Here is a 26,328-nt window from a genome sequence, read left to right as displayed (position 1 = left end):
CGAGGCCGTCATCGCCGAGAAGCCCGAGAAGGCCGGAGCCGCCCCCGCCATGCCCGGCGGCGGCGACATGGACTTCTAGCCTCACCGCCCGGCCTGCGCGTCGCTCACCGCCGGCCCGTACGTCGCGAACGCGGGCCGGCGGCGATCACGGCCGGGCGGCGGGCGGCCCCGGCTCCCCGACGCCGTCCAGGAGGGTCCTGGCCAGCGCGGTGGCGAACTCGCCGATCGGCCGGGCGGCCGGGCCCGACGGCGGGCGCTCCCCGCTGAAGGCCTGCAGGAAGGCACGCTGGAAACAGGCCCCGAGGAACAGGGCCGCCGCCGCCTCGGGGTCGGCGTCGGCGCGGACGCGCCCGGCGGCACGCTGCTCGCGCAGGTAGGCGGCCAGGGAGTCGAGCGGCCTGTGCGGGCCCATGTCGAGCCTGTCCATCTCCTCGCCGTGCCGTCGCAGCAGTGCCGGATCGGAGAACAGGGAGGCGGCGATCGGGAAGGTCGACGCGTAGAACGCCACGGCGTGCCGGGCGATCTCGGCCAGGGTCTCCTCGACGTCGCGCCCGTCCGCCTCCCCGCTCTCCAACTCGGCGAGGAGCGGGGCGAACCGGGGCAGCCGTTCCTTCAGGACGAACGTGAACAGCTCCTCCTTGCTGTCGAAGTGCTTGTAGAGCGCGGCCTCCGAGCATCCCGCGGCGCGGGCGATCTCCTTGGTGGTGGTGCGGGCCAGCCCGATGGTCCGCATCAGCTGGTCGGCCGCGTCCAGGATCCGGACCCGCGTCGGCTTCATGCTGGGCGCTCCCCGCGGTTGACGAATGGGTGGGTGAGCACTCACTCTAGTGGTTAGTGAGCACTTACCCACCAGGAGGGCGCCATGAAGCTGACCGTTTGCGGAGCCACGGGCGGTACGGGCCGGGAGGTCGTACGACAGGCGCTGGAGGCGGGGCACGAGGTGACGGCGGTGGTGCGCGATCCCGCGCGGTTGCCCGGCGACCTCACCGGCGTGCGGGTGGTGACGGCCGACGTGACCGACCCGCGGTCGTTGCGTCCCGCGATGGAGGGACGGGACGCCGTGATCTCGGGTCTGGGCCCGCGCAGCAGGAAGCTCGCCCGGGACGGCGTCGTCGCGCCGGCGACGCGGGGGATCCTGTCCGCCATGGAGATCTGCGGGGTGCGCCGCTTCGTCGCGGTGAGCGCGGCCCCGGTCGGCCCGTCGCCGCAGGGCGACCCCTTCCTCGACCGCAGGATCATGACCCCGCTGATCCAGAGATTCCTGCGGGACGTCTACACCGATCTGAGGGCGATGGAGGAGGCCGTCCGCGCCGGCGACACCGACTGGACGGTCATGCGGCCGCCCCGCCTGCTGGACAAGCCTCTCACCGGGACCTACCGGCTGGCCGTCGGCGGCAACGTCCCCGGCGGACGCACGATCGCCCGCTCCGACCTGGCCCACGCGATCCTCGCCCTGCTGGACGACCCGGCGACCGTGAGGCAGGTGGTCGGCATCGCGTACTGAACTCCTCGAACCTCCGACGCCCCGTTCCTGCGCGACACGGGCACGGGGAGCGCCGCCGGCCCGGACGTTCCCGGCGGTCACCCGGATCCGACAGGCCTCGGCAGGACCCGGTGGAACTCCGCGGGACCCGGCACGGGGCATCCCGGGGACACCGGGACCGGCGCCTTACCCTGGCTCGCCGGTGAACGCCCGGGCGAACGCGTCGTGGACGGGCGTTCCGGGGGCGTCGTCGAGCACGGCGAAGACCACCCGCTCGAAGCGCCCGTGGAAGGCGCCCGAGGGGCCGAGGTGCGTGGCGAAGCAGGCCGCCACGAGCGCGGGCGAGTTGCGGAACACCCCGCACCCCCACGCGCCCAGCACGAGCCGGCGCAGCCCCGAGGTGGCGAAGAGGCTCAGCGCTCTCCCCGAGCGCTCGAACAGCACCTCCGGCAGGCGGGCGCGCCGCTCGTCGTTCTCGTCCATGGCCCCGGCGTTCGGCGCGGCCACGGTGAGGAACGAGACGGGGTACGGGCGGGCGAGGAGGCCGCCCCGGTCGTCCCTGAAGACCGGGACGGCGGGCGAGAAGATCGCGCGGTCACTGTAGAGCGGGTCGCCCCGTTTCCGGTGGAGGGCATAGAAGTCCGGCGCCTCGAGCAGGCAGCGGTAGAGCCCCGACGCGTACGCCAGGCTCTCCTCCTGCGCCTGGGTCCCCCGCAGGAAACCACCCCCGGGATTCTTCGCCGAGGCGAAGTTCAGGCAGCCGACGGCACCGTCACCGTCATCGTCGGTCCCGCCGGCCTCGACCATCCGGCGGGCGGCCGACAGGGAGGTCTCGTTGACGACCTCCACCGAGGTCGCGACGGCCGGGGACATCTCCGGGGACATCACCGGGGACACGGCGAGCGGCCCGACCGGCTCGTCGGGCTCCCACAGCCGGGTGCCCGCGACGGCACCGGCGAGCTCTTTCGCGATGGACACCCGCCCCCGCGAGGGGTGGTCGTACCAGCCGCGCTCCAGGATCGCCACGGTCTCCGCGGCGAGCGCCCGTCGTGCTTGCGTCATCATTCCTCCCGCTTCCTCCCGGGCACAAGTTATCCTCATACTGAGAAATTCTCAATAGGAGAAAAACGTGGGAGAGGGGCTTCCCGGCGCGGATGGCCGGGGAGAGCCGACCAGTGCGGAGTTCCGTGGCCGCCTGATTCGTCTCCAGCGCCTCCTCATCACCTGCGAGCGCGCTCGGTCACCACCGAAAGTGAGCAGAGCCGAAAACCGTACGGTCCCGCCGTCAATGCCGGAGCCACATCACATGCCAGGAGAGGTCGTGCCGTCCGAGCCGTCTCGTGACGATGACGCGGGCAGCGCCTCCACCAGGCCGTTGTCTGACGAGTCGGCGCACGGGGCGCTGACGAATTCTCCTTGCGGGTGTGCCGGTGAGTTCCATGTCCGCCCGTGAGCGGGGGGAGGCGATCGTAGAAGTGCAAGGCTCGGTGCGTCAGACGAAGGCAGGCCGTAGCGAGCTGGGCCACTCGTTCGGCAAAGTGATCACGGTGCTGCGGAAGTACCAGTTCACCCGAGGACGAAGGGCCAATGTAGACCGCCGCGGTGCGCCGCGACAGCACGGAGACCGGATGGCTTGAAATCTTTTGCGAACGAGCCTTTCAGCCACTCCGTGAGCCATTCGGCAAGGGTCATGTTCTGTTCCAACAGTGCCTGATGATCTATGTTTTCTCTTCCTCTGAACTTATCTGTTCTGGCTGGCGGTAAGGGCTCATTGGGTCCCATATCCACATCGGCCACGAAGGGTCACGGCAATCCACTAATGACCGGATCGCATTTCCCACGAAACAGAACGATCCCACCCGGCCGGAATGATCGGGTGGGATCGCGTTTCCTTGTTCGGATCCCCGAGGGCCACGAACTCTCAGCGGCGGACCGCGGTGAACAGGGCGTAGCTGATCTGCGGGATCTCCCCGAAGCGCCGGTATATCTCCGTGCAGACGGCGAGCTGCTCGCCGATCTCGCCGCCCAGCCGGATGGCGGAGGCAGGGAGGATGTCGCCCACGAGCTGGAAGGACCGGCTGATGTTTGGCCATATGTCGTGAAATATCTCGATCTTCAGTCCGGCGCGGTCCATCGCCTCGTAGAACTCCTCGACGGTGGGCAGGAAGTGCACGTTGAAACTCCGGGAGAAGTGCTCCAGGTCCGCGGCGTCGTCGGCGGCGAGAGGACCGAGCAGGTACCACTCCCCCACCACGAACCGCCCGCCGGGACGCAGCACCCGGGCGATCTCGGCGAGGACCGCCGCCGGGTTCTCCATGTGGACGAGTGACTCGATGGCGTACGCGGCGTCGAAGGAGGCGTCGTCGAAGGGGAGCCACATCGCGTCGGCGAGCTGGAAGTCGGCGTGCCCCTGGCCCTGGCCCGCCTCGGGGCGGCCCTCGGCCAGCCGCACCTGGTACTCGCTCAGGGTGACCCCGGTGACGTGGACGTCGCGCGCGGTGGCGATGCGTACGGCGGGCCTGCCGGTGCCCGAGCCGACGTCCAGGACGCGCTCCCCGGGAACGACCTCCAGGCGCTCGGCCACCAGGTCGGTGAGATGGTCCGTCGCCTGCGCGACGGGCGCCTCGTCGTAGTCGTCCGTCCAGTAGCCGACGTGGAGGTTGCCGCCGAACGCGTCGGCGCAGGAATCGGTGAGCTGGTTGTACATCTCGCCGATCACCTCGGGCGAGAGCTTTTCCTGACGGGCCATAACCAACCTGCCTCTCAGCGGCGGTCCGCGTGAAACCCCGTGGCGGGACGGCTCCATGAAAGACGCGCCTGCCAGGGAGCGTGCGGCCGTGTGAGACCGCACGCTCACCCACCCGCGGCATCTCCTGGAAATCCCGGGACGAACGCTCGCGGTGCGGCATTCTCGGCGTTCTCGGAGTTCTCGGCGTCACCGCACTTCACTTCGTGCGGTCGCCAGATTACTCAGGCCGCCCCCCGGCAGGTGCCGGGCCTGCGCCGCCTGTTCGGTAAACCTTCGTCCTTGACATCCTCCCCCTTGCAAACGAGGGGGATTCCCACGGTCACCCGTGAGGGTTCCTGTTTCATCACCAGTTGCCCGCCCGAGAGGACTCTCGTTGAGGTCTTACCCCGGCTCCACAGGCGTTTTACCTCTCCGCCAGCCCGGCGGCGAGGATGTTCTTCGCGGCGTTGACGTCTCGGTCATGGGCGGCGCCGCAGGCACACACCCACTCTCGGACGCCCAGCGGCATAGACTGCTGGATGGTTCCGCACGCCGAGCACAGCTTGGAGGAGGGGAACCAGCGGTCCACGACCAGCAACTCCCGCCCGTACCAAGCGGCCTTGTACTCCAGCATGGACCGCATTTCCCGCCACGAGGCGTCGGAGATGGCGCGGGCCAAGCTGTGGTTCTTCACCATGTTGCGGACGGTGAGGTCTTCGATCACGACCGTTTGGTTCTCACGGACGAGACGAGTGGCGACCTTGTGCAGGTGATCACGGCGACGGTCGGTGATGCGGGCATGAACCCGCGCCACCTTGAGCTTCGCCTTGGCCCGGTTCGCCGAACCCTTCTCCTTGCGGGCGAGGGTCCGCTGAGCCTTGGCGAGCTTCTTACGGTCAGCACGCTCGTGCTTGGGGTTGGCGATTTTCTCCCCGGTGGAGAGCGTCGCCAGTGCGGTGATGCCCGCGTCCACGCCGACCACGGTGGAGGTCGGGGGCAGTGGGGGGATGCGGTCCTCACACAAGAGGGACACGAACCAGCGACCCGCCGCATCCTTCGACACGGTTACCGTGGACGGCTGCGCACCCTCAGGCAGGGGACGCGACCACACGACGTTCAAAGGCGCGTTCATCTTCGCGAGGGTGAGGCTCCCGTCCTTCCACCGGAAGGCGCTGCGGGTATATTCAGCGCTCGCCCGCGACTTCTTACGGGACTTGAACGTCGGGTATTTTGCCCGCTTGGCGAAGAAGTTCGCGAACGCCGCCTGCAAGTGGCGCAGCGCCTGCTGGAGAGGGACGGACGACACCTCGTTCAGGAACGCGAGGTCGCCGGTTTTCTTCCACTCCGTCAGCACTGCCGACGACTCCACGTAGGAGACCTTCCGGCTTTCGATGGTGTAGGCGCGGCTGCGGTGTTCGAGGGCTTTGTTGTACACGAGGCGGGTGCAGCCGAACGTGCGAGACAGCTCCGCTGCCTGCTCGTTCGTCGGGTAGAAGCGGAACTTGTAGGCTCGCTTCACGATCTGCGCCATACCTCACATAGTATCACGCGATCAGTTAAGAATCGTGCGTGTGTTCGATACGGCGGTCCGCCTGGCGGCAAATCGCCTTCCCCTTCCCTGCTCCGCAGGATTCCGATTCCTCCCCCGCCTAAAGGCGGGGGTTTCCTCGGAGGTTTCCGATGAGACACCGCCCCCGCGCGGCCACCGGGAGGGCTTCCGCGGGGTGCCTCATCCGGTTCGCGTGCCCGGCAGCAGCTCCACCCGCCGGTCCTCACGCTCGACGATCACGAACGTGCGCCCGTTCCCCTTCCTCCAGTCCGCCACCGTGATCAAAGGGATCAGGTAGTAACGATCCCCGCGCGTCATCAGCAGGCGCAGACCCTCGTAGCGGAACGGGTAGGTCTTGTCCGCCAGCGTGACGCGGATGACTCCCGGAGCGTTGAGCGCGAGTGTCTTCCCGCTGTAGATGGCGACCGAGGTGTGGTGCGGCAGGGAGGCCACGAGCTGCTCCGCCGTGGCCTCTCCCTTGCGGTACGCGTGCAGGGACGCCGCCCACAACAGGCAGAAGACCGAGGTCACCACGGCGGCGGAGAACGCCGTGCGGCCGATCGCGAGCCCGCGCGTCGGCCAGGTGAGCAGCAGCGGGCCGATGACGCTCAGGGCCAGCACGACGAAGGTGTCGACCTGCCATCCGGCCAGCGCGGCGAACGCCAGAGCGGCCCCGCAGACCGTCACGACGGCTCCGCCGAATCTCGGGTCCGCCGCGATCCGTACCTGCCTCCTCGCGGCCAGCGCCGCGCCCGCCGCGCGGACCCGTTGCGGAAGCGCGGCGGTCAGCGACGACCGGTACGCCGTACCCGCCAGGAGAACGGCCGTACCGCCGACCATGAAGGGCAGGAAGGCCGGGGAGAAGATGTTCAGGCCCCGCAGGGCGTACTCGTCCACCCCGAAGCCCATGTCCGTCGCCTTCAGCTGGAACGACCCCAGATAGCCGTCCAGGTAGGCCCATCCCATGTAGATGAGCACCGCGCCGCTTACGGTCAGCAGAAGGGTGATCAGCCCTATCACGTCGATCGGCCTGGACTGTTCGGGGTGCTCCTGGCCGGCCTGTGGCACGCTCACCCCGTCTGGAGGGGAGAGGGCGGGTCCGGGGAGGGGATCGGGTCGGGAGAGGGCGACGATGCGGGCGGTTCGTGTGTCGGTTGCCGAGCGGTGAGACTGGGCGACGGCACCCTGCCGTCGATGCTCGGACAGGGACCCTCGACGGGATCCCCGCCACCGGTCGGGCACGCCTTCCCCGGCGGAGGGATCGGAGCGGTAGCGGGCCGCTTCCGCGACGGTTCCGGCTCCGGCGTGTTCGCAGGGCTCGTCGGCGCGAGGGTCGCCTCCGTCTCCGACGGCTCCGAGGAGCCCGAAGTCACCGTCACGGTGATCACCGGAGGTTCGGCACCGCCGCCGCAACCGGCGAGCACGAGCAGGCCGACGACCGCCAGGGCCGCCCGGCACAGGAGAGCCGCCGTCCCGGTGCCGTACGGCTCGGTCATGGTCGGCAGGCTCCTGGGGACGCGAGGGACATGGTCTCCTCATGTGCATCCCCCCGCCGTGGCCCGCCGTTACCCGACCGGCGTTTAGGTGCCTGGCTTTCCCTTTCAATGGGACGTCCGGAAAACGGGACCACGTGTCCCCAGGTCAGGTGACGAGCGGCCGGAGGCGACCTTCCCGCCGATCCGGGCGGCGAAGACGTCCGCGGACGACCGGAGAGGCGAAGAAGGCCCCGCCGGGAAGGTCACGCTCCCGTCCGATCGGCCTCCCGGGCACCGGACACCCGGCACCGGGCTCAGCCGGCCTTGCCGTTCACCCCCGCCGCCTCCAGGAGCACCAGGGCCAGGCTGTCGGCGGCGTCGACGCGGCCGAGGGCGCCGGCGGCGCCGGCCATGGCGGCACGGGCGTGCGGGTCCCGCAGGAGGGCGTCGAGCTCGGCCAGGAGATGGTCGGCGGTGGGGCCGTCCTCCAGGAGCGCGCGGGCCGCGCCCGCCTCGGCGAGGTAGCGGGCGTTCTGGCGCTGCTCGTCGGCGGCGGAGGGCACCAGGGGGATGAGGACGGACGGCTTGCCCACCGCGGTCAGCTCGGCGACCGTGCCCGCCCCGCTGCGGGAGACCACGACGTCCGCGGCGGCGAACACGTCGGCCAGCTCGGCGCCGACGTACGGCACCGGACGGTAGCGGTCGCGCACCGCCACGGGGAGCCCGGCGGCGGTACGGGTGAACTGGGCGATCCAGCCGGGACCGCACTGGTGGATCACCTGGGCCCGGGAGAGCAGCGCGGGCAGGATCGCCTCGACCATGGTGTTGATCTGGCGGCTCCCCTGGGCGCCGCCGGTCACGTAGACCAGGGGCAGGTCGGACGAGAGCCCGAAGTGGCGCCGTCCCGCGTCGACGTTGCCGCGCAGCAGGTGGGGACGCACCGGGTTGCCGGTGATGACGGCCCGGTCGCGCACCCCCGCGGGCAGGTGCTCGACCGAGGAGGGATGGGTCAGCGCGATCCGCCGGGCGAAGCGCGACAGGATGCGGTTGGCCAGCCCGAGAGAGGTGATCTGCTCGTGCATCACCAGCGGCCGGCCCAGCAACCGGGAGGCGACGCCCAGCGGCACGCACACGTACCCGCCGGTCGACAGCACCACGTCGGGCCGGTAGCGGGCGGCGATGCCGAAGGCCTGGAACACGCCGACCGGGATCCGGAACAGGTCCGCGAGGTTGGTGGCCAGCTCTCGTGGGTTGGGCGAGCGCCTGAGCTTCCCCGCAGTGATGGCGCGGAACGGGATGCCGTGCTCCGCCGCGACGCGGGCCTCCAGACCGGCCGCCGTACCGACCCAGAGCACGTCCAGGTCGAGCCCCCGCGCGGCGGCGTGGTCGCGCAGGGCCGCGACGGTGGTCAGCGCGGGGTAGGTGTGACCACCGGTCCCGCCTCCGGTGACGAGCAACCGCAGGGTCCGGCGATTTCCAGCCTCCATGTGTGTCCATCCTTCCAATGTCACCGTGGCCCGCGCCCGGTCCGCGTTCGCGGGCCGCGCCGGAGTGCTCAGGGGCCTCGGGCACGGTACCCGACGTCCCGGCGAAGATCCACTTTGCCCTTCGTCGCCGCGTGGTCGCATCCGGTGGTCCTCCGACACGCCCACCATCCGGGAGCGTCCTTCGAACGGCTTTCGGATTTCGCGGCGATGAGTACGGTATGTGACATGGATCTGACCGATGAGCATTTCTCCGGGGCGTCGGAGCGTCTCGATGACGCGTTGGCGGTGCTCCGGCGGCAGGCCGGGGCCGGCGCGGCGGCGCTGGACTATTTCGGCGACATCGCGGAGGAGTTGCACCCGATCGGATCCTGGCTGCGGCGACCGGCCCAGGCCGGCGAGTGGCCGCATCACATCATGCCTCCCGTCTACGGTCTGCTGTTCGCGCAGGCGTGGTCGCTGGCGTTTCCCGGCGAGACGCCCTCGGTCTTTCCCGACGGTGCGGAGCGGACGGAGTCGGGGTGGATCGTGCACCGGGCCACGATCTGGTTCGGCGACACGTACGTTCCCGGCTGGCTCGACGTGAAGGCGCCGCTGATCGTGATCGGCGGGCTGGTGGTGGAGGGGCTCCTCGACGACGGCGACGCCTCGGAGAGCTACCTCGCGGTCACCGGTGACCTGCGGGCCCGCGCGATCCACAGCGCGGCCGACCATCTCGTGCTCGGCAGCGTCGCCGCGGGGGTGATCTTCTGTTCGGGCAACGACGGGGTCCTCGTCGCGGGCGGGGACATCGTGGCGGACCTGTTCGTGCCCGCCGAGCACGCGTACGAGCACTACGGCCGGCTGCTGGCCGGGGTCGTCGGCGCCGGTGACCGCGACGACATCGTGGCCGAGCGGGTGGCGCCGTGGCTGCCGTCGGGCTACGTCCGGCTCGGCGGGTACGGGGCGCCGGTGGACAGGTGGCGCGTCCTGCAGGAGGCCGCCGCGGGACGGTCACCGGTGCTCGCTCAGCCCCGGCCGGTGATACTCCCGCCCCCGGCGCTCCTGCTCTCGGCCCTGGCCGCGCCCTCCGGGGTGGAGGAGCTCGACCTGTCCGGCAGCCGCCTGCACCGCATCCCGGAGGACATCTCGGCCCTCACCTCGCTGACCCGGCTGGATCTGGAGCAGACGCCGCTGACCGGCCTGGACGGCATCGAGGGCCTGCGCACCCTGGAGCACCTGTCGATCAGGAACACGCCCGTGCGGTCGCTGGCCCCGCTCCAGGTCCTGAAGGACCTCCGCCACCTCGACGTCTCCTACTGCGACGACGTCCAGGACTGGGCCGTCCTCCTCGACCTGCCCGCGCTCGACACGCTCGTCGCGCACGGCTGCGCCCTTCCGGCGCACGTACGCGCGCAGCTCGTCGCCAGGTTCGGAGACCGGATCATCGGGCAGGGCGCGGGCCCGGCCGGCTGACCGGCCGGGCCCGGGCGCACGGGCCCGGACGTACAGGCCGACCTCGGCGCGCACGGCTCAGAGGCGCTGCCAGAGGGCGGGGGTGGTGGACGGCTCCCAGCCGGCCTGGGCGGTGTGCGCCTGCAGGCAGCGGTAGCTCACGCCGGAGTAGGTGACCTGGGCGCCGACGGCGTAGGCGGTGCCGGCCCTCCAGGACGTGGTGCCCGTCTGGGTGGGCGTGGGGGTCGGCGTCCGGGTGGGGGTGGGCGTCGGGGTCGGCGTGGGGGTGGGCGGGGTGGTCCCGCCCTCCAGCTGGTAGCCGCGCATGTCGCGAAGAAGCAGGTAGGTGTTCTGCAGCGAACCCGAGGTGTCGCCGAGGGAGCGGTAGATGCCCCACTTGGGACGGACGCGGTCGGCCAGGAAGGTGTCGACGCCGGTCCTCGTGGCGTCGATCACCGTGGTCCCGCCGCTGCGCAGGACCCAGCGCACCGACCCGGCGGTGCCGTTCCCGATCTTGATCTCGTACTCGACGTCGACCCACTTGTCCTGCAGCGGTTCGAGGTCGGTCCGGCCCACCAGGACGTTCTCGGCGAAGATCTTGTGCTCGATGGTCTGCTTGCCGGCGACCCTGCGCAGCGAGGTCACGGTGATGGGAGAGGTGCCGTTGCCTGGCTGCTTGGTCTGCATGATGTGGGTGAAGGTGGTGGTGGCCTTCAGCGTGCTCGGGATGTACATCGAGTAGGTGACCCGCCAGGTCTCGCCGAGCCGCCACTGCAGGTACGACCCGCCGTTGCGCATCCCGGTGACCTCGTGGCGCTGCCGGTCCGTGGCGGTGTCGCGGTCGGCCGTGTGCATGTCGAAGCGGAAGGCGCCGCCCGACACCTTGATGTGCGGGGCGGCGGACGGGTGGGAGCCGGCCCGGTCGTCCTCGATGGTCTCGAAGGCGGACAGGCCCGTCTGCGCGGCGTCCGGCGACCAGCGGAGCTGCCAGGCGGCGGCTCCGGCCGCGGAGGCGGGCAGGGCGGAGGTCGGGAGCAGCAGGGTCGCGAGGACCAGCAGAGCCGTGCGTGAACGTTTCATGGCGGCCACCTCTGAGTCGCGGCGTATCGGGGGGTGAACGCCATCCTGCCCCGGCCTAAACCGTTAGGAAAGCTTCCTAACGATTAAATTTTCTTAAGCGGGCAAGGGGATCTGGGTCTTGCATGACAGGCCCGCGCCACCTAACGTCACGTGTCACGTTAGGAAAGTTTCCTAATAAAGCGCCATGACGTGTCCACCACCCCCCACGCAAGGAGCGATGATGCGGCGCACCACCCCAGCCCTGGTGCTGACCGGGCTGCTGACGTTACTGTTCACCCTGCTCGTCCCGTCCGCCGCCCACGCGGACACCGCGACGTTCACCAAGGCGCAGGATTGGGGCAGCGGCTACAGCGGCCAGTACACGGTCAAGAACACCGGGACCGCCACGCTGAACGGCTGGACGGTCTCCTTCGACCTCCCGTCGGGCACGAGCCTCGGAACGTACTGGGACTCCCTGATGACCAGCAGCGGCAGCCGGTACACCTTCAGGAACCGGGAGTACAACGGCACCCTGGCCCCCGGGGCGAGCACCACCTTCGGCTTCACCGCCTCCGGCTCGGGCTCGCCGGTCAACTGCACGCTCAACGGCGCTCCCTGCGGCGGCGGGCAGAACCCCGGCGACACCACGCCGCCGAGCGTGCCGTCCTCCCCGCGCAGCACCGGCACGACGTCCTCCTCCATCAGCCTGGCCTGGAACGCCTCGACCGACAACAGCGGCACGGTCAAGGACTACCGGGTCTACGAGGGCTCCGCCGTGGTCGCCACCGTGACCGGCACGACCGCCACGGTCTCGGGGCTGGCCGCCTCGACGACCCACACCTACACCGTCACCGCCCGCGACGCCGCGAACAACGAGTCCGCGAGGAGCGCGTCCGTCACGGCGACGACCCAGGCGGGCAGCGGCGGCGGCACGCCGGTCGCGGCCAACGGACAGCTGCGGGTCTGCGGCACCAAGCTGTGCAACCAGAACGGCAAGCAGATCCAGCTGCGCGGCATGAGCACCCACGGCCTGCAGTGGTACCGGCAGTGCGTCACGACCGGCTCGCTGAACGCGCTGGCGACCGACTGGAAGGCCGACGTGGTGCGCCTGTCCACGTACGTCCAGGAGGGCGGCTACGAGACGAACCCGCGGGCGTTCACCGACCTCGCGCACACGCTCATCGAGCAGGTCAGCGCGCAGGGCATGTACGTCATCGTGGACTGGCACATGCTCACCCCCGGCGACCCCAACTACAACCTCACCCGGGCCAGGACCTTCTTCACCGAGATCGCCCAGCGGCACGCCGCCAGGCCGAACATCCTCTACGAGGTCGCCAACGAGCCGAACGGCGTGAGCTGGAGCACCATCAAGGGCTACGCCGAACAGATCATCCCGGTGATCCGGGCGCAGGACCCCGACGGGATCGTCCTGGTCGGCACCCGCGCCTGGTCCTCGCTCGGGGTGTCGGACGGCGCCACGGAGACCGAGGTGACGGGCAACCCGGTCAACGCCTCGAACATCATGTACACCTTCCACTTCTACGCGGCCTCGCACGGCACCGAGTACCTCAACGCGCTGTCCCGCGCGGCCGACCGCATCCCGATGTTCGTCACCGAGTTCGGCACGCAGAACTACGCCGGGGAGGACGCCAACGACTTCGCCATGTCCCAGCGCTACCTCGACCTGATGGCGAGCAAGAAGATCAGCTGGGTGAACTGGAACTTCTCCGACGACCACCGCTCCGGCGCGGTCTTCAAGACCGGCACCTGCGACGCCGGCGGCCCCTGGACCGGCACCTCGTCGCTGAAGGAGGCCGGCGTCTGGATCCGTGACCGGATCCGCACCGCCGACGACTTCTGACCGGTTCCCACCGGCGAGCCGGAAAGAACCGTGACGACCAGGAGGGAGACCGGCGCGAAAGCCGGTCTCCCTCCTCCCGCGCGGAGCGGCCGGCTCCTCCCCCGGCGGAGCGGCCGAGGCGGGCGTCGGCACCGAGAGCCCGGAGCGGCGGGCCGGCCGGTCGCCTGGTCACCGTTCGAGTGGCTTCGTCGAGCCCGGCCCAGAAGATATCGGCCGGATCCTCGGCGGGCCATTACATGGAGAGTTAACCTCACCATTGGTAACGGAACGCGCCGAACAGGTGCACAAGCGGTGGTTGGATGAGCCGATGAGCGAACCGGACCAGGGGCCGACGGACGATGACGCCATGGTGACGCTGGCGCCCTTCCTCGCTCGAGCGCTCGACGAACTCGACCCAGATGCCCTGCACGCAGTACTGCTACTGGGCTGGCTGCACTGGAGCCGCTACCAGGGGCTGCCGGAAGAACAGTCCGAGCAGGAGTTGAACGCCGCGATCAGCATGCTCACCCCTTGCTTCGTCCTGGGCGTCGGCGAGCTGCCGGAACCGCTGCTTCCACTCCTGGCCGACGAGGCGGGCGCCACCGCCGTGGCATTGCTCAACGAGAGCATCAGCTCCTCCGACCAGAGGCTGCTGTCGGCGACGACACAGCTCTGTCACCGCATCCTTGCCGCCACACCAGCCGATCACCCCAACCGCTTCGGGCGCTTGTCGAACCTGGGGACCGCACTGCAGACCCGGTATTTACGCGGTGGGGTGCCGGATGACCTGGACAACGCCATCGACGCCCTCCGCGAGGCGGTAGACGCCGCCCCCGCCGACAACCACCACGCCCGCCCTGGCGTCCTGTCGAACCTGGGGGGCGCGCTGCAGACCCGGTTCCTGCGCAGCGGTGTGCTGGACGATCTGGATAGCGCCATCGAAGCCGGCCGCCAGGCGATCGCCGCCACCCCTGCCGACGATCCCGTTCGCGCGGGTTTCCTGTCGAACCTGGGGAGGGCACTGCGCTTCCGGTTCGAGCACAGGGGAGCACTGGCCGACCTGGATGCCGCCGTCAAGATCAGCCTGCAGGCGGTGGACGCCGCCCCCGCCGACCACCCCGAGCGCACCCTGTATCTGTCGAACCTGGGGAACGCGCTGGTGTCCCGATACCAGCGCAACGGGAACGTGGCCGATCTGGAGACCGCCGTCAACACTCTCCGTGAGGCGGCGGCCGCCACCCCCGCCGACCATCCAGATCACGCCAGTCGCCTGTCGGACCTGGCGATCGCGCTGCATGCCCGGTTTCGAGACAGCGGGGTGACGGCGGACCTGGACAGTGCCCTCGACGTCGGACGGGAGGCTTTGGACGCCACCCCCGCCGACCACCCCAACCGCCCCGCGATGCTGTCGAACCTGGGGAACGCGCTGATGTCCCGATACGAGCGCGACAGGAACATGGCCGATCTGGAGACCGCCGTCAACAGCTTTCGCGAGGCGGCCAACGCCGCACCCGCCGACGACCCCAACCTCATCAAGCACCTGTTCAATCTGGGGTCCGCGCTGATGGGCCGGTTCGAGCGCAGCACGGCGCAGGCGGACTGGGATGCCGCGTTGCAGGCGCACGCACAAGCTGCCTCCGTTACGACAGCGGCGCCGTCGGCCCGTATCTGGGCCGGCCGGGCGGCCGCTCCGCTCGCCGCGGGGGCGCAGCAGCTTGGCCTGGCGGCCGACCTGGCCGAGGAGGCGGTGAGGCTGCTTCCCGAAGTCGCTCCACGGCATCTGGAGCCAGGTGACCAGCGGTACGCGATCGGCACGTTCGCCGGATTGGCCAGTGAAGCCGCCTCGATAATCCTGGAGGACCAGGCCGCGTCTGCCGGGGAGCGAGCGGTCCGCGCATTGCGGCTGCTGGAGATCGGCAGGGGAGTGCTGCTGAGCCAGGCCCTGCACACTCGCAACGACCTCACAGATCTCCGCGAACGGCATCCGCACTTGGCCACTCGATTCGTGGACCTGCGTGACCTGCTGGACCAGCCACCGGAAGCCTTCACACCGGATCCGGCGAGCACACCGCTCGACGATCCCGCCGATGCGCTCCGCCGGACGATCCAGGACCGACGCCACCTGGCCGGAGCGTTCACCGACCTGCTGGCCGAGATCCGCGGCCTGGAAGGCTTCGGCTCCTTCGCTCTGCCACCCGCGACCGAGCAACTGCTCGCCCAGGCCGTCGACGGGCCGGTGGTGGTGTTCAACATCAGTGTCATCCGCAGCGATGCTCTGCTGCTGACCGTCGGCGGAGTCACCTCCCTGAGGCTGCCCGGCCTGGACGAGGACACCGTGATCGACATGATCGACGCCTTCCGGCAAGCCCTGCGCGCCACCGGCGCCCCCGGTCCGCGAGCGGCCCGGATCCTTGCCCAGACGACGATCCGGCAGATCCTTGAATGGCTCTGGGAAAATGCCACCGGACCAGTTCTGGACGCGCTCGGCTATCACCGGCCGCCTCCGCCGGGACGGCCGTGGCCGCGCGTGTGGTGGGTGCCCGGCGGGCTCCTGGGACAGCTCCCGATCCACGCCGCCGGCCACCACACCCGGCCGGCCGACCCACGGCACCGGACCGTAATGGACCGGGTCGTGTCCTCCTACACTCCCACCATCGGGGCCCTGGCACACGCCCGCGCCCAAGCCACCACTCCGCTCACCGCCGCCGCCCGGTCGTTGATCGTCGCGATGCCCACCACTCCCGGCCTGCCCGGTGACGGCCTGCTGCCCCAGGTGCCCGCCGAAGCCGCCATGCTGCGCACCCGGCTGCCCAACCCCATGCTGCTCACCGAACCAGCCACCCCCGGAGACGCGCCCGCCGACCTGCCGACAAAGAACAACGTCCTCGCCCACCTGCTCGACTGCGCCATCGTCCACTTCGCCTGCCACGGTTACACCGATCCCTCCGACCCCTCCGCCAGCCGCCTGCTGCTCCATGACCACCACAACGATCCTCTTACCGTCGCCGGACTCGCCCCCGTCGCGCTCGACCACGCGCACCTCGCCTACCTGTCGGCCTGTAGTACTGCCGTCACCGCCGCCGCCGATCTGCTGGATGAGGCCATCCATCTGTCCTCAGCCTTCCAGCTCGCCGGGTTCCCCCACGTCATCGGCACCCTCTGGCAGATTGACGACGAAGTCGCCGTCACCGTCGCCGACGCCTTCTACGCCACCCTCGCCACCGCACCCGGCGTCCTCGAGACCCGTCAGGCCGCCCACGCCCTGCACCACGCCATCCGGACCATCCGCGACCGCTACCCCATCACCCCCTCCCTGTGGGCCTCTCACATCCACGCCGGCGCCTGAGACATGAGCATCATGCGGCCCGCCTCTGGGATTTCCCTGTCCTGAAAGCCGAGGCGTACCACGAGGTGGGGTCATCGGCCTGCGAGAGCGCCTCACCGTACTGATCGGCCTTGAACCGAAGACGGTCCGCACTCCTTCGGCGCGCGCCCTGGCGAGGATTCGCCCCGGTGCGATCCCGGCCTCTTCGATGTCCGCGGCCGCCTTCGGGCTCTCCCGCTGGATGTCTCCTGCGGTGTAGGGTCGCGACCGTAGGGAGGTCACCGATGCCAGCCTTGGCCGGTCCGGGTGACGAAGCCGACCTGTGGCCGCGCATCGCGGCAGGGCTCGCCTACGTCTGCCACGAACTCGCCCTGTTACGTGCCGAACTCGGCGATAACCCGGCACTCCGGGCACTGCCGGCCGCGGCCCGCTCCGCCGAGACCACGCCGAAGGAACTCGTGCAGCTGCTGGACGTCGTGCACGAGGCCGTGATCCGAGCCACCGGCGACAGCTGGGGCATCTACGGCAACCTGAATCGTCACCCCGGCGAGCTGCCGGGCGTGGAGAGCCTGGAGATCGTCTACCGCTGCCCGCTGGGCCGCTGCGCCGGCCGGCTGCGCGAAGAGGTCCGGACCTTCCCGCCCACCTGCGACCTCGCCGACGGGCGACGGCTCGACCGGGAACGTCTGGCCTGATGAGTGACATGGTCACCGAGCTGACCAAGAAACTCGCAGAACGCTGGCTGTCTCTGTTGGTCCTGCCCGGCGCGCTCTATCTCGCCGTCGTGGCCGTCGCGGTCACACTGGGACACGGACACGGCCTCGACGTCGCCGAACTCACCCGCCACATCACCGAGGTCGCCAAGGACCTGACCGGCCTCGGCAGCCAGATCGTCCTCCTGGCCGCCATCCTCGGCGCCGCCGCGACCGCGGGCCTGCTCGCCCAGGGTCTCGGCTCCGTGATCGAGACCATGGTGCTGGCGGGCGACTGGCGAAGCTGGCCGCCTCTCGCCTGGCGTGCCGCCGCATGGTGGGTCGGGCGCCGCCAGACCCGTTGGGACACGGCGGATCGCGACCACCGGGCAGAACTCCGCAAGGCTCTGCATCCCGACCCCGCCCGGCGCCCGAACCCCGCCGCCCGTCACCGGGCCGCCCGGATCCGCGGCCGGATCAGCCTGCTTCGGCCGGAACGCCCCACGTGGAGTGGTGATCGCATCCACGCCATCGCCCTGCGGCTGGACGCCTTCCATCTCGACCTGGCACCCCTGTGGCCGCATCTGTGGACCGTGCTGCCCGAACCCGTCCGCGCCGACGTCACCACCGCCCGCGCCAACCTGTCGCGTGCCTTCGTTCTCGGGGCGTGGGCGGTGCTGTACGCGCCGCTGGCGTGGTGGTGGTGGCCGGCGGCGCCCATCGCCTTGGTGCTCGGCCTCACCGCGTGGCGCCGGGTGCGTGCGTCCGCCGATTCCTACGCGGGGCTGGTCGAGGCTGCGGCCCGCGTACACGCGGTGGCTCTGGCGGTCGCTTTGGGAATGGCGGAGCGGGGACCACTCGATCCCGAGCTCGGAGAGGCACTCACGCGTCATCTCGGATGAGAGCCGGGCCGTCGCCCACGGCTCGGTGGCGAACATTCGGAGCCGGCCTTCTTCCGAGCCGATGGGTTCGAAACCGACGGCTCACGCGGGGGCGCCGAACCAGGTGGACAGCGCCTCGCGGAGACCGTGGTCCGCCGGGACGCCCGTCCCCTCGTCCGGGGCCGTCCAGGCGACGTAGCCGTCAGGGCGGACCAGGAGCCCGGCGGGGACCCGCCGGTCGGGAACGGCGGTGACGGCGGTGACGAGGTCCACCCGGTCCTTCCAGCCCGCCGCCGTCTCGGCCAGCGCGTTCCCGCCACCGAGGTCGAGCAGGAGCGGGCGGGCGCCGTGGGTCAGGTCGGCGAGCCGCGTGGTGCCCGCGTCCGTGGCGAGGGACAGCTCCGGTGCCAGGCCTCCGAGAAGGGCGTGCGGCGCCGGACCGGTACCGGCCGCGCCAGGGCGAACGCCGCTGCCGGCCGTGCCGAGGCCGCCCGTGCCGAGGCCGCCCGTGCCGGGGCCGCCCGTGCCGGGGTGGCCCGTGTCAGGGCGGACGTCCCCGCCGGCCGTGCCGGAGGGCGTCCCGACGCCGGCCATGTCGTAGCGGATGTCGTAGCGGATGTCGGAGCCGGCGATGAGCTCGGCGACGCGCCGCCGGTTCTCGTCGTGGTCGAGCAGCTCGGCGAAGAGCGTGCGCAGCGCGGTGACCTCTCCCCCGGGCGCGAGCAGGGCGGACTGCGCCTGGGTGTGCATGACGACCCGCTCGCCGACGGGGTGCCGCTCGTCGTGGTAGGTGTCGAGCAGTCCCGGCGGCGCCCAGCCGTGAACCTCGGCGGCGAGTTTCCAGCCGAGGTTCACGACATCCTGCAGGCCGAGGTTGAGCCCGGGACCACCGGCCGCCGAGTGGACGTGCGCGGCGTCCCCGGCCACCAGCACGCGTCCGGCGCGGTAGCGGTCGGCCAGGCGGGTGTTGCCGCCGGTGAGACGGCGGAGCACGTGGGGGCCGCGCCCGCCGGGCGGGCTCATCGGCAGGTCGGCCCCGAGCACCCTGCGCACGCTGTCGCGCAGCTCTTCCAGGGTCATCGGCACCCGCTCGTCGACCTGCTCCCGCCCCCACTCCATGGTGGTGATGAGATGGACGCCGGGCTCGAACGACGCGAGGGCGAACACGCCGTGCGCGGTGCGATGGATCATGAACGGCCTCCAGCGTTCCCCGGCCAGCAGCAGCTCGCCGGTCGCGGGGTCGAGCAGGGAGGCGGGCAGGGCGGCGTGGGCGCTGCGGGACACGACGTCCTCGGTGGTGACCCCGGGGAAGCCGATGCCCGCCTTCTTGCGTACGAGGCTGTGGGCGCCGTCGCAGCCGACCAGGTAGCGGGCGCGCAGCTCGTAGTCGCCGTCGGGGGCGTGGACGTCGACGGTGACGCCGTCCTCGTCCTGCGACATGTCGACCAGCTCGTGACCGCGCCGGATCTCCACCCCGAGCTCGAGCGCCCGCTCCTGCAGCAGCTGCTCCAGGCGGCGCTGCGGGATCGGAAGGGTGTGCAACGGGCCGGGATCCAGCGCGCTCAGATCCAGGAGCATGCCGCCGAACATGAAGAACGGCACCGGCGCCGGGGGTTCCGAGGCGCCGGTGAAGCGCCGGTACAGGCCCCGGCCGTCGAGAACCCTGACCACCTCCCCGACCAGGCCGTTGGCCCTGGGCTCGTCACCCGGTTCCGGCAGCCGCTCCAGCAGCACCGGGCGGACACCGGCCAGGCTCAGCTCGCAGGCCAGCATCAGCCCGTTCGGGCCGCCACCGGCGATCACGACGTCAACGGACATCGGGCACCTCCTTGGTCGCACTTGGTCGCACTTGGTCGAATGAGGGAAACGGGCGCGGTGACACGTCGCCCGCCGGGAGCCGGGGCGGCCGGAAGCGGGTGCGAAGCCCGTATCCGACCAGCCGGCGGGGCCCGCTCCGGGCCCGCGCACCTCCCGCTGCTGTCAATATAAGTTGACGAAATGCTCGCGTCAACCACAGTTGACACAAAGTCGGGAGCCCCCCATGAGAAGGGCGTCCGGGCGCGGCCGTGACACCGGGATGCCGGATTTCCCCGGGGTGGGGGTTCCTGCCAGGATTGGGACATGGCGAGGATCGGGCAGGTGGTGCTGGGCGTCACCGACATGGGACGCGCCGTCGGGTTCTGGACGCGGGCACTGGACTACGCACCCCGCGAGGGGCAGGCCGGGGACGGCTGGACCGTGATCGGGCCCGTGGAGGGGAACGGCGTCCCGCTGGCGCTCGGCATGACGCGGACGCCGGTCCAGGAGCACCCCCGAATGCACCTCGACCTGTTCGCCTCCGACGCCGCGGAGCAGGCGGCCGAGGTCGAGCGGCTGGTGTCACTGGGCGCCGAACAGGTCGCCTGGGACCTCTACCCGGACGACCCCGACTTCGTGGTCCTCGCCGACCCCGAGGGCAACCTCTTCTGCGTCATCGACCTCAGCCACGGCTGAGGACCCGTTCCGGACCCCACCAGGAGGTCTCCTTCCATGCACGCCATGCAGTACGAGATCGGGCTGCCCGCCGACTACGACATGGGGATCATCCGTGAGCGGGTGGCGACCAGGGGGCACGCACTCGACGGCTACGCCGGGCTGGGACTCAAGGCGTACCTGATCAGGGAGCGGGGCGTGGACGGCTCCGCGGTCAACCAGTACGCGCCGTTCTACCTGTGGAGCTCGCCGGCCGGGATGAACGCCTTCCTGTGGGGCGGAGGCGGCTTCCAGAACATCGTGCGCGACTTCGGCAGGCCCGTGGTCCGGCACTGGACCGGCGCCGGCTACGAGCGGGGACCGTCGTCGGCGGCGGTCCCCCGCGCGGCCTCGCTCCGTACCGACCCGATCCCCGCCGACACCGACCCCGCGGCCGTGGTCGAGCGGGCCCTGTCCGGGCTGCGGCGGCACGCCGGCACGGCGGGCGTGCACTCCGCGGCCCTCGCCGTCGACCCCCGGCACTGGGAGCTGGTGCGCTTCACGCTGTGGGAGCACGAGGTTCCCGGGGAGGGGGACGGGACCGCCTACCGGGTGCTGCACCTGTCGACACCGCATCTGGACGACATCGCGACGGGCCGCCACTGGTGACCGGGACGAATGCCCCTACGCGGCCACGGCGGGCGAGCGGTCGGTGGCGATGCGGAGGGCGAGCCCGCCGAGCACGGCGCCCATCAGATAGCGCTGCACGCGCATCCAGGTGGGCCGCCCGCCGAGGAAGGCCGCGACCGAGCCCGCGGTCAGCACGATCAGCGCGTTGACCGACAGGGCGATGACGATCTGGGTGGCGCCCAGCAGCAGGCTCTGCGTGCCGACGTCACCACGTGCGGGATCGACGAACTGCGGCAGCAGCGACACGTACAGGATGGCGATCTTGGGGTTGAGCAGGTTGGTGACCAGCCCCATGGAGAACAGCCGCCGCGGGCGGTCCGCGGGAAGGACGCCCGGCGCGAAGACCGGCCGGGCGCCGGGCCGGATCGTCTGCCAGGCCAGCCACAGCAGGTACGCGGCGCCCGCGAGCTTGATCGCGACGTAGAGGGCGGGCACCATCGCGAAGATCACGGCGATTCCGGCCACCGCCGCCAGCAGGTAGACCAGGAAGCCCGCCGCGACGCCCGCCAGCGAGATCATGCCGGCCAGGCGTCCCTGCGTCACCGACCGCGACACCAGGTAGATCATGTTGGGACCGGGTGTGAGCACCAGGCCGAGGGCGACCGCGGCGATGCCCGCGAGGGCGCTGACTGAGATCATGAGCACATCATCGAGCAGCTCCCGCACCGAAAGAACGGCCAATTCCCGAGATTGGCCCGGAACCGGACCGCTGCCCCGGCGCCCGCCGTCCGCACCTCCCGCGCTCTGGCCGGCTCCCCTGGCGACGGATCATCTGTTGTGGTGGGCGTCGTAGTGGGCGCGGATGAGCGCGATCACGGTGTCGGCGGTGCGCTCGAGGTGGCTGCGGCCATCGGGTAACCGCGCCTCGCGGCTGATGTAGCTGCCCCGCCCCACGTGCGTGGCCGGATCCAACGGGTGACATCGCTCAACGCTCCTGCGGCGAATCCTCCGAAGCAGCCGATCGGCCGCCCCCTCCGCCCCGGTGCAGGTAGTCCTCGAGCTCGTCGGCGGCGCGCAGATAGCCGCCGGCCTCGCGCTGGGCGACCCGCAAGGTGGCCGCCGCGGCCCGGAAGCCCGGCTCTTCGAGCAGGCGCCGGGCGAGGGCGTTCACGGATTCCACGGCGACGTCCTGGGTACGGATCGACAGGCCGGCGCCGAGCTCGACCACCCGCCGGGCCACCAGCGGCTGATCCGCCCCCTGGGGGACCACCAGCATCGGAACCCCCGCGTACATGGCCTCGTTGACGCTGTTCATCCCGCCGTGGGTGACGAACAGCGCGGCGCGGGCCAGCACCTCCGGTTGCGGTACGAAGCGGCGGGCGAGCACGTTGGCCGGCAGCGGATCCAGCGCGGCCGGATCGGTCCCTCCGGTGGAGACGATCACGGTGCCGCCCAGCGGTGCGAGCGCGGTGGCGAAGTCGCGCAGCAGTCGCGGGCCGGCGTCGAACACCGTGCCCAGCGAGGCGTACAGCACCGGGTCCCGCAGGCCGTCGGCCGGGAACGACGGGTCGGGCGGACGGGCGCCGAGGCTTGGGCCGACGAACCGGTAGGACCGGTCGAAGGCGTCGACGCCGGGCTGGAACGCGCGCGAGGTGAAGACCAGGTTGAGCGGCTGGCGTATGTTCGCCAGGTCGAACAGGGGCAGCTCACGGGTGTCGTAGCGGCGGTGCAACTCCCACCGCGACCGCAGGTAGCCCTGGGCGTGGCGGGGCCACCTCGCCGCCGAGGCCAGCAACTCCCACGAGGCGCGGGTGGGGCTGGGCACATGCCGGTTGAACGCGAACGTGGTGAACAACGCCGCCGCCGGCACCTCGAGTTCGCGGGCGGCGACCGCGCCCCAGGGACAGGCCGCGCCGTGGACGACGAGGTCAGGACGGACGTCACGCAGGTCGGAGAGCACGGCGGGCAGCAGGGCGGCGGCGGCGCGCGCGAGCCCGTCCAGCAGCGTGAGCGGCATCGGCGGATCGGGGAGCGGTTGGTCACCCCCGGGGTAGAGGCACACGGCCGCACCGGTGGCCTCGATCTCCTTCGAGAACGCGGGCGAGGTGTGACAGATGACGGAGTGGCCACGGCGGACGAGCTCGGCGACGACCGGCAGCGTCGGGTTGACGTGCCCGTGCATGGCGATGTTGAGGAACGCGACGGTGCTCACCGGCCGGCCTCCCAGACGTCGGTCCATGTCCCGGCCGGGCCGGCCGATGTCGCCGCGGGACCGTCGACCCGGTACAGGCCGGGCCCGCTGATGCGCAGCCCGTCGAAGAAGCGGCCCGCCGCCAGGGAGGCGGTGCTGATCAGCCGCCGGGAATGGCCGAAGTCCCACGGGGCGGGCCAGGTCTCGATGCCGGTCGGCACCACGACGGTCGGAATCCGTTCGGACACCTCGCGCAGGTCGCGCTCGATCTGATGCTCCAGCAGCAGCTGCCCCGCCCTGGCCGCGACCGCGCCGGCCCGCCGGGGCGGGCCGTTCGGGGGCAGCGGCCGGCTCTTCTGCCCGGTCGACAGCACCACCACGCTGGCCGCCCCCGCCTGCAGGGCCACCCGTACCGGGACAAAGGCGATCACTCCGCCGTCGACGAGCGTCAGGCCTTCCCGATCCACCGGGGGCAGGATCCCCGGGATGGCCGTGCTGGCCAGTAGCGCGGACTCGAGATCTCCGTGGTCGAGCAGCGCCTGGGCGCCGGTGACCAGATCCATGGCCACCGCGGTGAAGGGGATTGCCAGCTGTTCGATCCGCCGCGGCAGTGCGGCTTGGGCGATCAACCTGCGCAGGCCGCGATCGGCGAAGACGCTGGCCCGCGAGGACAGGTAGCCGAACGGAAACACCTCACGGCGCCGCGCGCGGGTCCACACGAGATCCAGCCATGGTGCGGCATTGCCGGGGTGGGCGGCCGCGATCGCTCCGTTGAGGGCGCCCACCGAGGTTCCGACGATCAGATCAGGGACGAATCCCCGCTGCTCCAACGCGTACCCGACACCGACCTGCGCGGCCCCGAACACTCCCCCGCCCCCTACCACCGCCGCCACGGGGCGGGGAAGGGCACGCAGGCCCACCGGCTCCCGGCCCGCGTCCGGGCGGCTCGACGCCGAGGAGCGCGTCCCCTCGTCGCCCTTCATGGCCTGACGCTGCTCGTCGCCCCGCCGTGACCACCCGGCCGGTCGCCCTCGCTGACGCCGTGGAGAGCCGAGGAGGCCGATCTCCGGCGATATGCAACGTTCATGGTCCGTCCTCCCTCACCACGGCGCCTGATCGGATGCGTGCCCCGGCTGGGACCGGGCGGTCGCCACATCGCTGACTTCGTCGGCCGGCGTGTTCGCTCACGTCGTCACCATGATCGATGACGACGGTCTCCGGCCGGGTGGATGCCACAGGGCCCGGTGGCAGGCTGGTGGTTCCGTTTGGAAACCGATGTGCTCGAAACCCAGCGTACAGGGCCCTTTTTCATGGAAGGGCAACGATGCGGTCCGCAGGATGAAGCGAGGCCCGCGGCGTCGCCGGAGGTCCCGGCCCCGGGCCGGGGAACCACCGCGTACCGGACGTCGAAGCCGGCGTGTCCATCGTCGCCGCGTGAGAGGTTCGCGGTGGCGGCCGCTCCGGGTGGCCACGCCGGCTCGGGAACCGTTCCGTCCGGAAGGAGCCCGCCGTGCCGTCAGGTGAGGTCGGCGAGGCCTCCCCGGCGAGGGTGACCGACCGGGCGGCCGGGTTCTCCTCCGGGAGAACCACGGAACCGGCCCCCGGACGAATTCCAGCACGGTGACGGGGTCGACGCTTGACGACAGAAGCTACTGGCCTTAGCTTTAAAGCTATGAATAATAGCCAAGGAGTGCGCGTGACGGGTACGGAGTTCCTGGACGTGGCCGGCGGGCGGCTGGCGTACGAGGTCATCGGGCCGCAGGACGGACCCCTGATGGTGTGCGCGCACGGCATGGGCGACACCCGCAGGGTGTTCCGGTTCCTGGCGCCGCGACTGGCGGAGGCGGGCTACCGGGTCGCCACGGTCGACGTGCGCGGCCACGGGGAGTCCAGCACGGGCTGGCCCGACCACGGCCCCCGGTCGATCGGTGCCGACCTGCTGGCCCTGGTCCGCCACCTGGGCGGCCCCGCCGTCCTCGTCGGCAGCTCCTCCAGCGCCGGGGCGGTGGCGTGGACCACGGCGACCGCCACCGAGGGCGAGGTGCGCGCCGTGGTCATGCTGGCGCCCTTCGTCGGGCAGCCGCAGCTCAGCCTGATGCTGCGGCTGGTGAAGGACGTCGTCCTGGCCAGCCCGCTCCTGTGGGGGATGTACTACCGCTCGCTCTATCCCACGGCCAGGCCCGCCGACTTCCCCGGCTACCTGCGCGAGCTGAAGGCCACGCTGCGCGAGCCCGGCAGGATGGCCGCCGTCTCCGCGGTGGTCGCCCCCGCCGAGGGCCACTGGACCGACTGCGCCCCCCGGATGACCTGCCCCGCGCTGATCGTCATGGGGTCGAAGGACCCCGACTTCCCCGACCCCGCCGCGGAGGCCCGCCTGGCCGAGGAGGTGCTGAGGCCGTACGCCGCCACGGCCGAGGTCGCGATGATCGAGGGTGCCGGCCACTACCCGCACGCCGAGCTGCCCGGGGCCACCTTCGCCGCCATGGAGGGCTTCCTGGCCGGAGCGGTCCGTGCCTAGGGCGGGCCTGACCTCCGGCGCGGTGGTGGACGCGGCGCTGGCCCTGATCGACGAGGAGGGGCCGGGCGCGCTGACGCTGGCCGCGGTGGCCGCTCGCACCGGGGTGGCCGCCCCCTCGCTCTACAAGCACGTGCGCGGCCTGCCCGAACTGCGCAAGCTCGTCGGCCTGCGCGTGATGGACGACATGGCGGTGCGGCTCGGCACGGCGGCGATGGGAAAGAGCCGTGACGAGGCGACGGCGGCCCTGATGCGTGCCTGGCGGAGCTACGTGGTCGACTTCCCGCACCGCTACGCGGTCTTCCCCGACAACCCGCTGCTCGATCCCGACCTGGTCGGCACGGCGACCCGCCTGCTGGAGGTGATCCTCGCCGTGCTGCGCGGCTACGGGCTGGAGGGGGCTCAGGCGCTCCACGCCACCCGCTGCGTCCGCGCGGCCGTGCACGGTTTCGCCTCCCTGGAGGCGGCCGGCGGGTTCGGCCTGGACGAGGACCTGAACACCAGCTACGAGATGCTGATCGCCATGGTCGTCTCGGGCCTGCCCCGGGCGCCCGCGTTCTGAAGGGGCGGGCGGGAGGCCGGCCGGACGGC

At 71.2% G+C, this 26,328-nt stretch carries 23 protein-coding genes and 1 pseudogene; 12 read left to right on the top strand and 12 right to left on the bottom strand.

Going from position 1 to position 26,328, the window contains the following annotated elements; all coding sequences use genetic code 11:
• Window positions 1–145: 145 nt before the first annotated feature.
• A complete protein-coding gene (locus ACVCAG_RS33930) occupies window positions 146–778 on the bottom strand; it encodes a TetR family transcriptional regulator (protein ID WP_440087287.1) in 633 nt (210 codons plus the stop codon).
• A gap of 84 nt (window positions 779–862) precedes the next feature.
• Between ACVCAG_RS33930 and ACVCAG_RS33925 the strand changes: the two genes are divergently transcribed.
• Entirely contained in the window at window positions 863–1,504 is a 642-nt protein-coding gene (locus ACVCAG_RS33925; RefSeq protein ID WP_440087288.1) for an NAD(P)H-binding protein, read from the top strand.
• Between the two features lie 165 nt (window positions 1,505–1,669).
• On the opposite strand, the gene ACVCAG_RS33920 is transcribed toward ACVCAG_RS33925, so the two are convergent.
• The 4 genes from ACVCAG_RS33920 to ACVCAG_RS33905 form a co-directional block, all read right to left on the bottom strand.
• Window positions 1,670–2,545, bottom strand: a complete 876-nt coding sequence (locus tag ACVCAG_RS33920; RefSeq protein ID WP_440087289.1) for a TIGR02452 family protein — start codon at window positions 2,543–2,545, stop codon at window positions 1,670–1,672.
• A gap of 859 nt (window positions 2,546–3,404) precedes the next feature.
• On the bottom strand, window positions 3,405–4,232 hold the full coding sequence (locus tag ACVCAG_RS33915; protein WP_440087290.1) for a methyltransferase domain-containing protein: 828 nt from the start codon (window positions 4,230–4,232) through the stop codon (window positions 3,405–3,407).
• Between the two features lie 403 nt (window positions 4,233–4,635).
• Window positions 4,636–5,742: an RNA-guided endonuclease TnpB family protein gene (locus ACVCAG_RS33910; protein ID WP_440087291.1), complete on the bottom strand. Its 1,107-nt coding sequence runs from the start codon at window positions 5,740–5,742 to the stop codon at window positions 4,636–4,638.
• Window positions 5,743–5,940: 198 nt separating this feature from the next.
• A complete protein-coding gene (locus ACVCAG_RS33905; RefSeq protein ID WP_440087292.1) occupies window positions 5,941–6,834 on the bottom strand; it encodes a hypothetical protein in 894 nt (297 codons plus the stop codon).
• Between the two features lie 90 nt (window positions 6,835–6,924).
• Here ACVCAG_RS33905 and ACVCAG_RS33900 point away from each other — a divergent pair, with 90 nt between their 5' ends.
• Complete coding sequence (locus ACVCAG_RS33900) at window positions 6,925–7,344, top strand: hypothetical protein (RefSeq protein WP_440087293.1); 420 nt, start codon at window positions 6,925–6,927, stop codon at window positions 7,342–7,344.
• Between the two features lie 205 nt (window positions 7,345–7,549).
• On the opposite strand, the gene ACVCAG_RS33895 is transcribed toward ACVCAG_RS33900, so the two are convergent.
• The gene (locus ACVCAG_RS33895; protein ID WP_440087294.1) at window positions 7,550–8,722 is read right to left on the bottom strand and encodes a glycosyltransferase; all 1,173 of its coding nucleotides are present in this window, start codon (window positions 8,720–8,722) and stop codon (window positions 7,550–7,552) included.
• Between the two features lie 225 nt (window positions 8,723–8,947).
• Here ACVCAG_RS33895 and ACVCAG_RS33890 point away from each other — a divergent pair, with 225 nt between their 5' ends.
• Window positions 8,948–10,174: a leucine-rich repeat domain-containing protein gene (locus ACVCAG_RS33890; RefSeq protein ID WP_440087296.1), complete on the top strand. Its 1,227-nt coding sequence runs from the start codon at window positions 8,948–8,950 to the stop codon at window positions 10,172–10,174.
• Between the two features lie 57 nt (window positions 10,175–10,231).
• Here ACVCAG_RS33890 and ACVCAG_RS33885 read toward each other — a convergent pair whose 3' ends face one another.
• Window positions 10,232–11,233: a carbohydrate-binding protein gene (locus ACVCAG_RS33885; protein WP_440087297.1), complete on the bottom strand. Its 1,002-nt coding sequence runs from the start codon at window positions 11,231–11,233 to the stop codon at window positions 10,232–10,234.
• 184 nt (window positions 11,234–11,417) lie between these two features.
• Here ACVCAG_RS33885 and ACVCAG_RS33880 point away from each other — a divergent pair.
• The 5 genes and pseudogenes from ACVCAG_RS33880 to ACVCAG_RS33860 all read left to right on the top strand — a co-directional run.
• Window positions 11,418–11,819, top strand: a pseudogene (locus ACVCAG_RS33880) (cellulose binding domain-containing protein); the annotation flags it as partial.
• Between the two features lie 51 nt (window positions 11,820–11,870).
• Window positions 11,871–13,073 carry a cellulase family glycosylhydrolase gene (locus ACVCAG_RS33875; RefSeq protein WP_440087424.1) on the top strand — a complete coding sequence of 401 codons (1,203 nt, stop codon included), beginning with the start codon at window positions 11,871–11,873 and terminating at the stop codon, window positions 13,071–13,073.
• A 307-nt stretch (window positions 13,074–13,380) separates the two neighbouring features.
• On the top strand, window positions 13,381–16,398 hold the full coding sequence (locus ACVCAG_RS33870; protein WP_440087298.1) for a CHAT domain-containing protein: 3,018 nt from the start codon (window positions 13,381–13,383) through the stop codon (window positions 16,396–16,398).
• Between the two features lie 263 nt (window positions 16,399–16,661).
• A complete protein-coding gene (locus ACVCAG_RS33865) occupies window positions 16,662–17,072 on the top strand; it encodes a hypothetical protein (protein ID WP_440087299.1) in 411 nt (136 codons plus the stop codon).
• The gene (locus ACVCAG_RS33860; RefSeq protein ID WP_440087300.1) at window positions 17,072–17,971 is read left to right on the top strand and encodes a hypothetical protein; all 900 of its coding nucleotides are present in this window, start codon (window positions 17,072–17,074) and stop codon (window positions 17,969–17,971) included. The genes ACVCAG_RS33865 and ACVCAG_RS33860 overlap by 1 nt, the downstream gene beginning before the upstream one ends.
• Window positions 17,972–18,052: 81 nt before the next feature.
• Here ACVCAG_RS33860 and ACVCAG_RS33855 read toward each other — a convergent pair whose 3' ends face one another.
• Complete coding sequence (locus ACVCAG_RS33855) at window positions 18,053–19,768, bottom strand: FAD-dependent monooxygenase (protein WP_447191098.1); 1,716 nt, start codon at window positions 19,766–19,768, stop codon at window positions 18,053–18,055.
• A gap of 303 nt (window positions 19,769–20,071) precedes the next feature.
• On the opposite strand from ACVCAG_RS33855, the gene ACVCAG_RS33850 reads away from it, so the two are divergent.
• The gene (locus ACVCAG_RS33850; RefSeq protein WP_440087302.1) at window positions 20,072–20,443 is read left to right on the top strand and encodes a VOC family protein; all 372 of its coding nucleotides are present in this window, start codon (window positions 20,072–20,074) and stop codon (window positions 20,441–20,443) included.
• Window positions 20,444–20,479: 36 nt separating this feature from the next.
• A complete protein-coding gene (locus ACVCAG_RS33845) occupies window positions 20,480–21,070 on the top strand; it encodes a DUF4865 family protein (RefSeq protein ID WP_440087303.1) in 591 nt (196 codons plus the stop codon).
• A gap of 15 nt (window positions 21,071–21,085) precedes the next feature.
• On the opposite strand, the gene ACVCAG_RS33840 is transcribed toward ACVCAG_RS33845, so the two are convergent.
• The 4 genes from ACVCAG_RS33840 to ACVCAG_RS33825 all read right to left on the bottom strand — a co-directional run bounded on the left by ACVCAG_RS33840 (window position 21,086) and on the right by ACVCAG_RS33825 (window position 24,205).
• On the bottom strand, window positions 21,086–21,730 hold the full coding sequence (locus tag ACVCAG_RS33840) for a LysE family transporter (RefSeq protein ID WP_440087304.1): 645 nt from the start codon (window positions 21,728–21,730) through the stop codon (window positions 21,086–21,088).
• A 129-nt stretch (window positions 21,731–21,859) separates the two neighbouring features.
• Window positions 21,860–22,003: a hypothetical protein gene (locus tag ACVCAG_RS33835; RefSeq protein ID WP_440087305.1), complete on the bottom strand. Its 144-nt coding sequence runs from the start codon at window positions 22,001–22,003 to the stop codon at window positions 21,860–21,862.
• Between the two features lie 13 nt (window positions 22,004–22,016).
• Window positions 22,017–23,243, bottom strand: coding sequence for a macrolide family glycosyltransferase (locus ACVCAG_RS33830; RefSeq protein WP_440087306.1), 1,227 nt, complete (start codon window positions 23,241–23,243; stop codon window positions 22,017–22,019).
• The gene (locus ACVCAG_RS33825; protein ID WP_440087307.1) at window positions 23,240–24,205 is read right to left on the bottom strand and encodes a patatin-like phospholipase family protein; all 966 of its coding nucleotides are present in this window, start codon (window positions 24,203–24,205) and stop codon (window positions 23,240–23,242) included. The genes ACVCAG_RS33830 and ACVCAG_RS33825 overlap by 4 nt, the downstream gene beginning before the upstream one ends.
• A 713-nt stretch (window positions 24,206–24,918) precedes the next feature.
• Between ACVCAG_RS33825 and ACVCAG_RS33820 the strand changes: the two genes are divergently transcribed.
• Together ACVCAG_RS33820 and ACVCAG_RS33815 are read left to right on the top strand one after the other, a co-directional pair.
• On the top strand, window positions 24,919–25,740 hold the full coding sequence (locus ACVCAG_RS33820) for an alpha/beta fold hydrolase (RefSeq protein ID WP_440087308.1): 822 nt from the start codon (window positions 24,919–24,921) through the stop codon (window positions 25,738–25,740).
• Window positions 25,733–26,299, top strand: a complete 567-nt coding sequence (locus tag ACVCAG_RS33815; RefSeq protein ID WP_440087309.1) for a WHG domain-containing protein — start codon at window positions 25,733–25,735, stop codon at window positions 26,297–26,299. Before ACVCAG_RS33820 ends, ACVCAG_RS33815 begins: the two co-directional genes overlap by 8 nt.
• Window positions 26,300–26,328 lie beyond the last annotated feature (29 nt).

The sequence above is a fragment of the Streptosporangium sp. G12 genome (assembly GCF_052983175.1).
The sequence above is the reverse complement of the archived record's forward strand: the minus strand, read 5'-3'. Positions and strand labels throughout refer to the sequence as shown.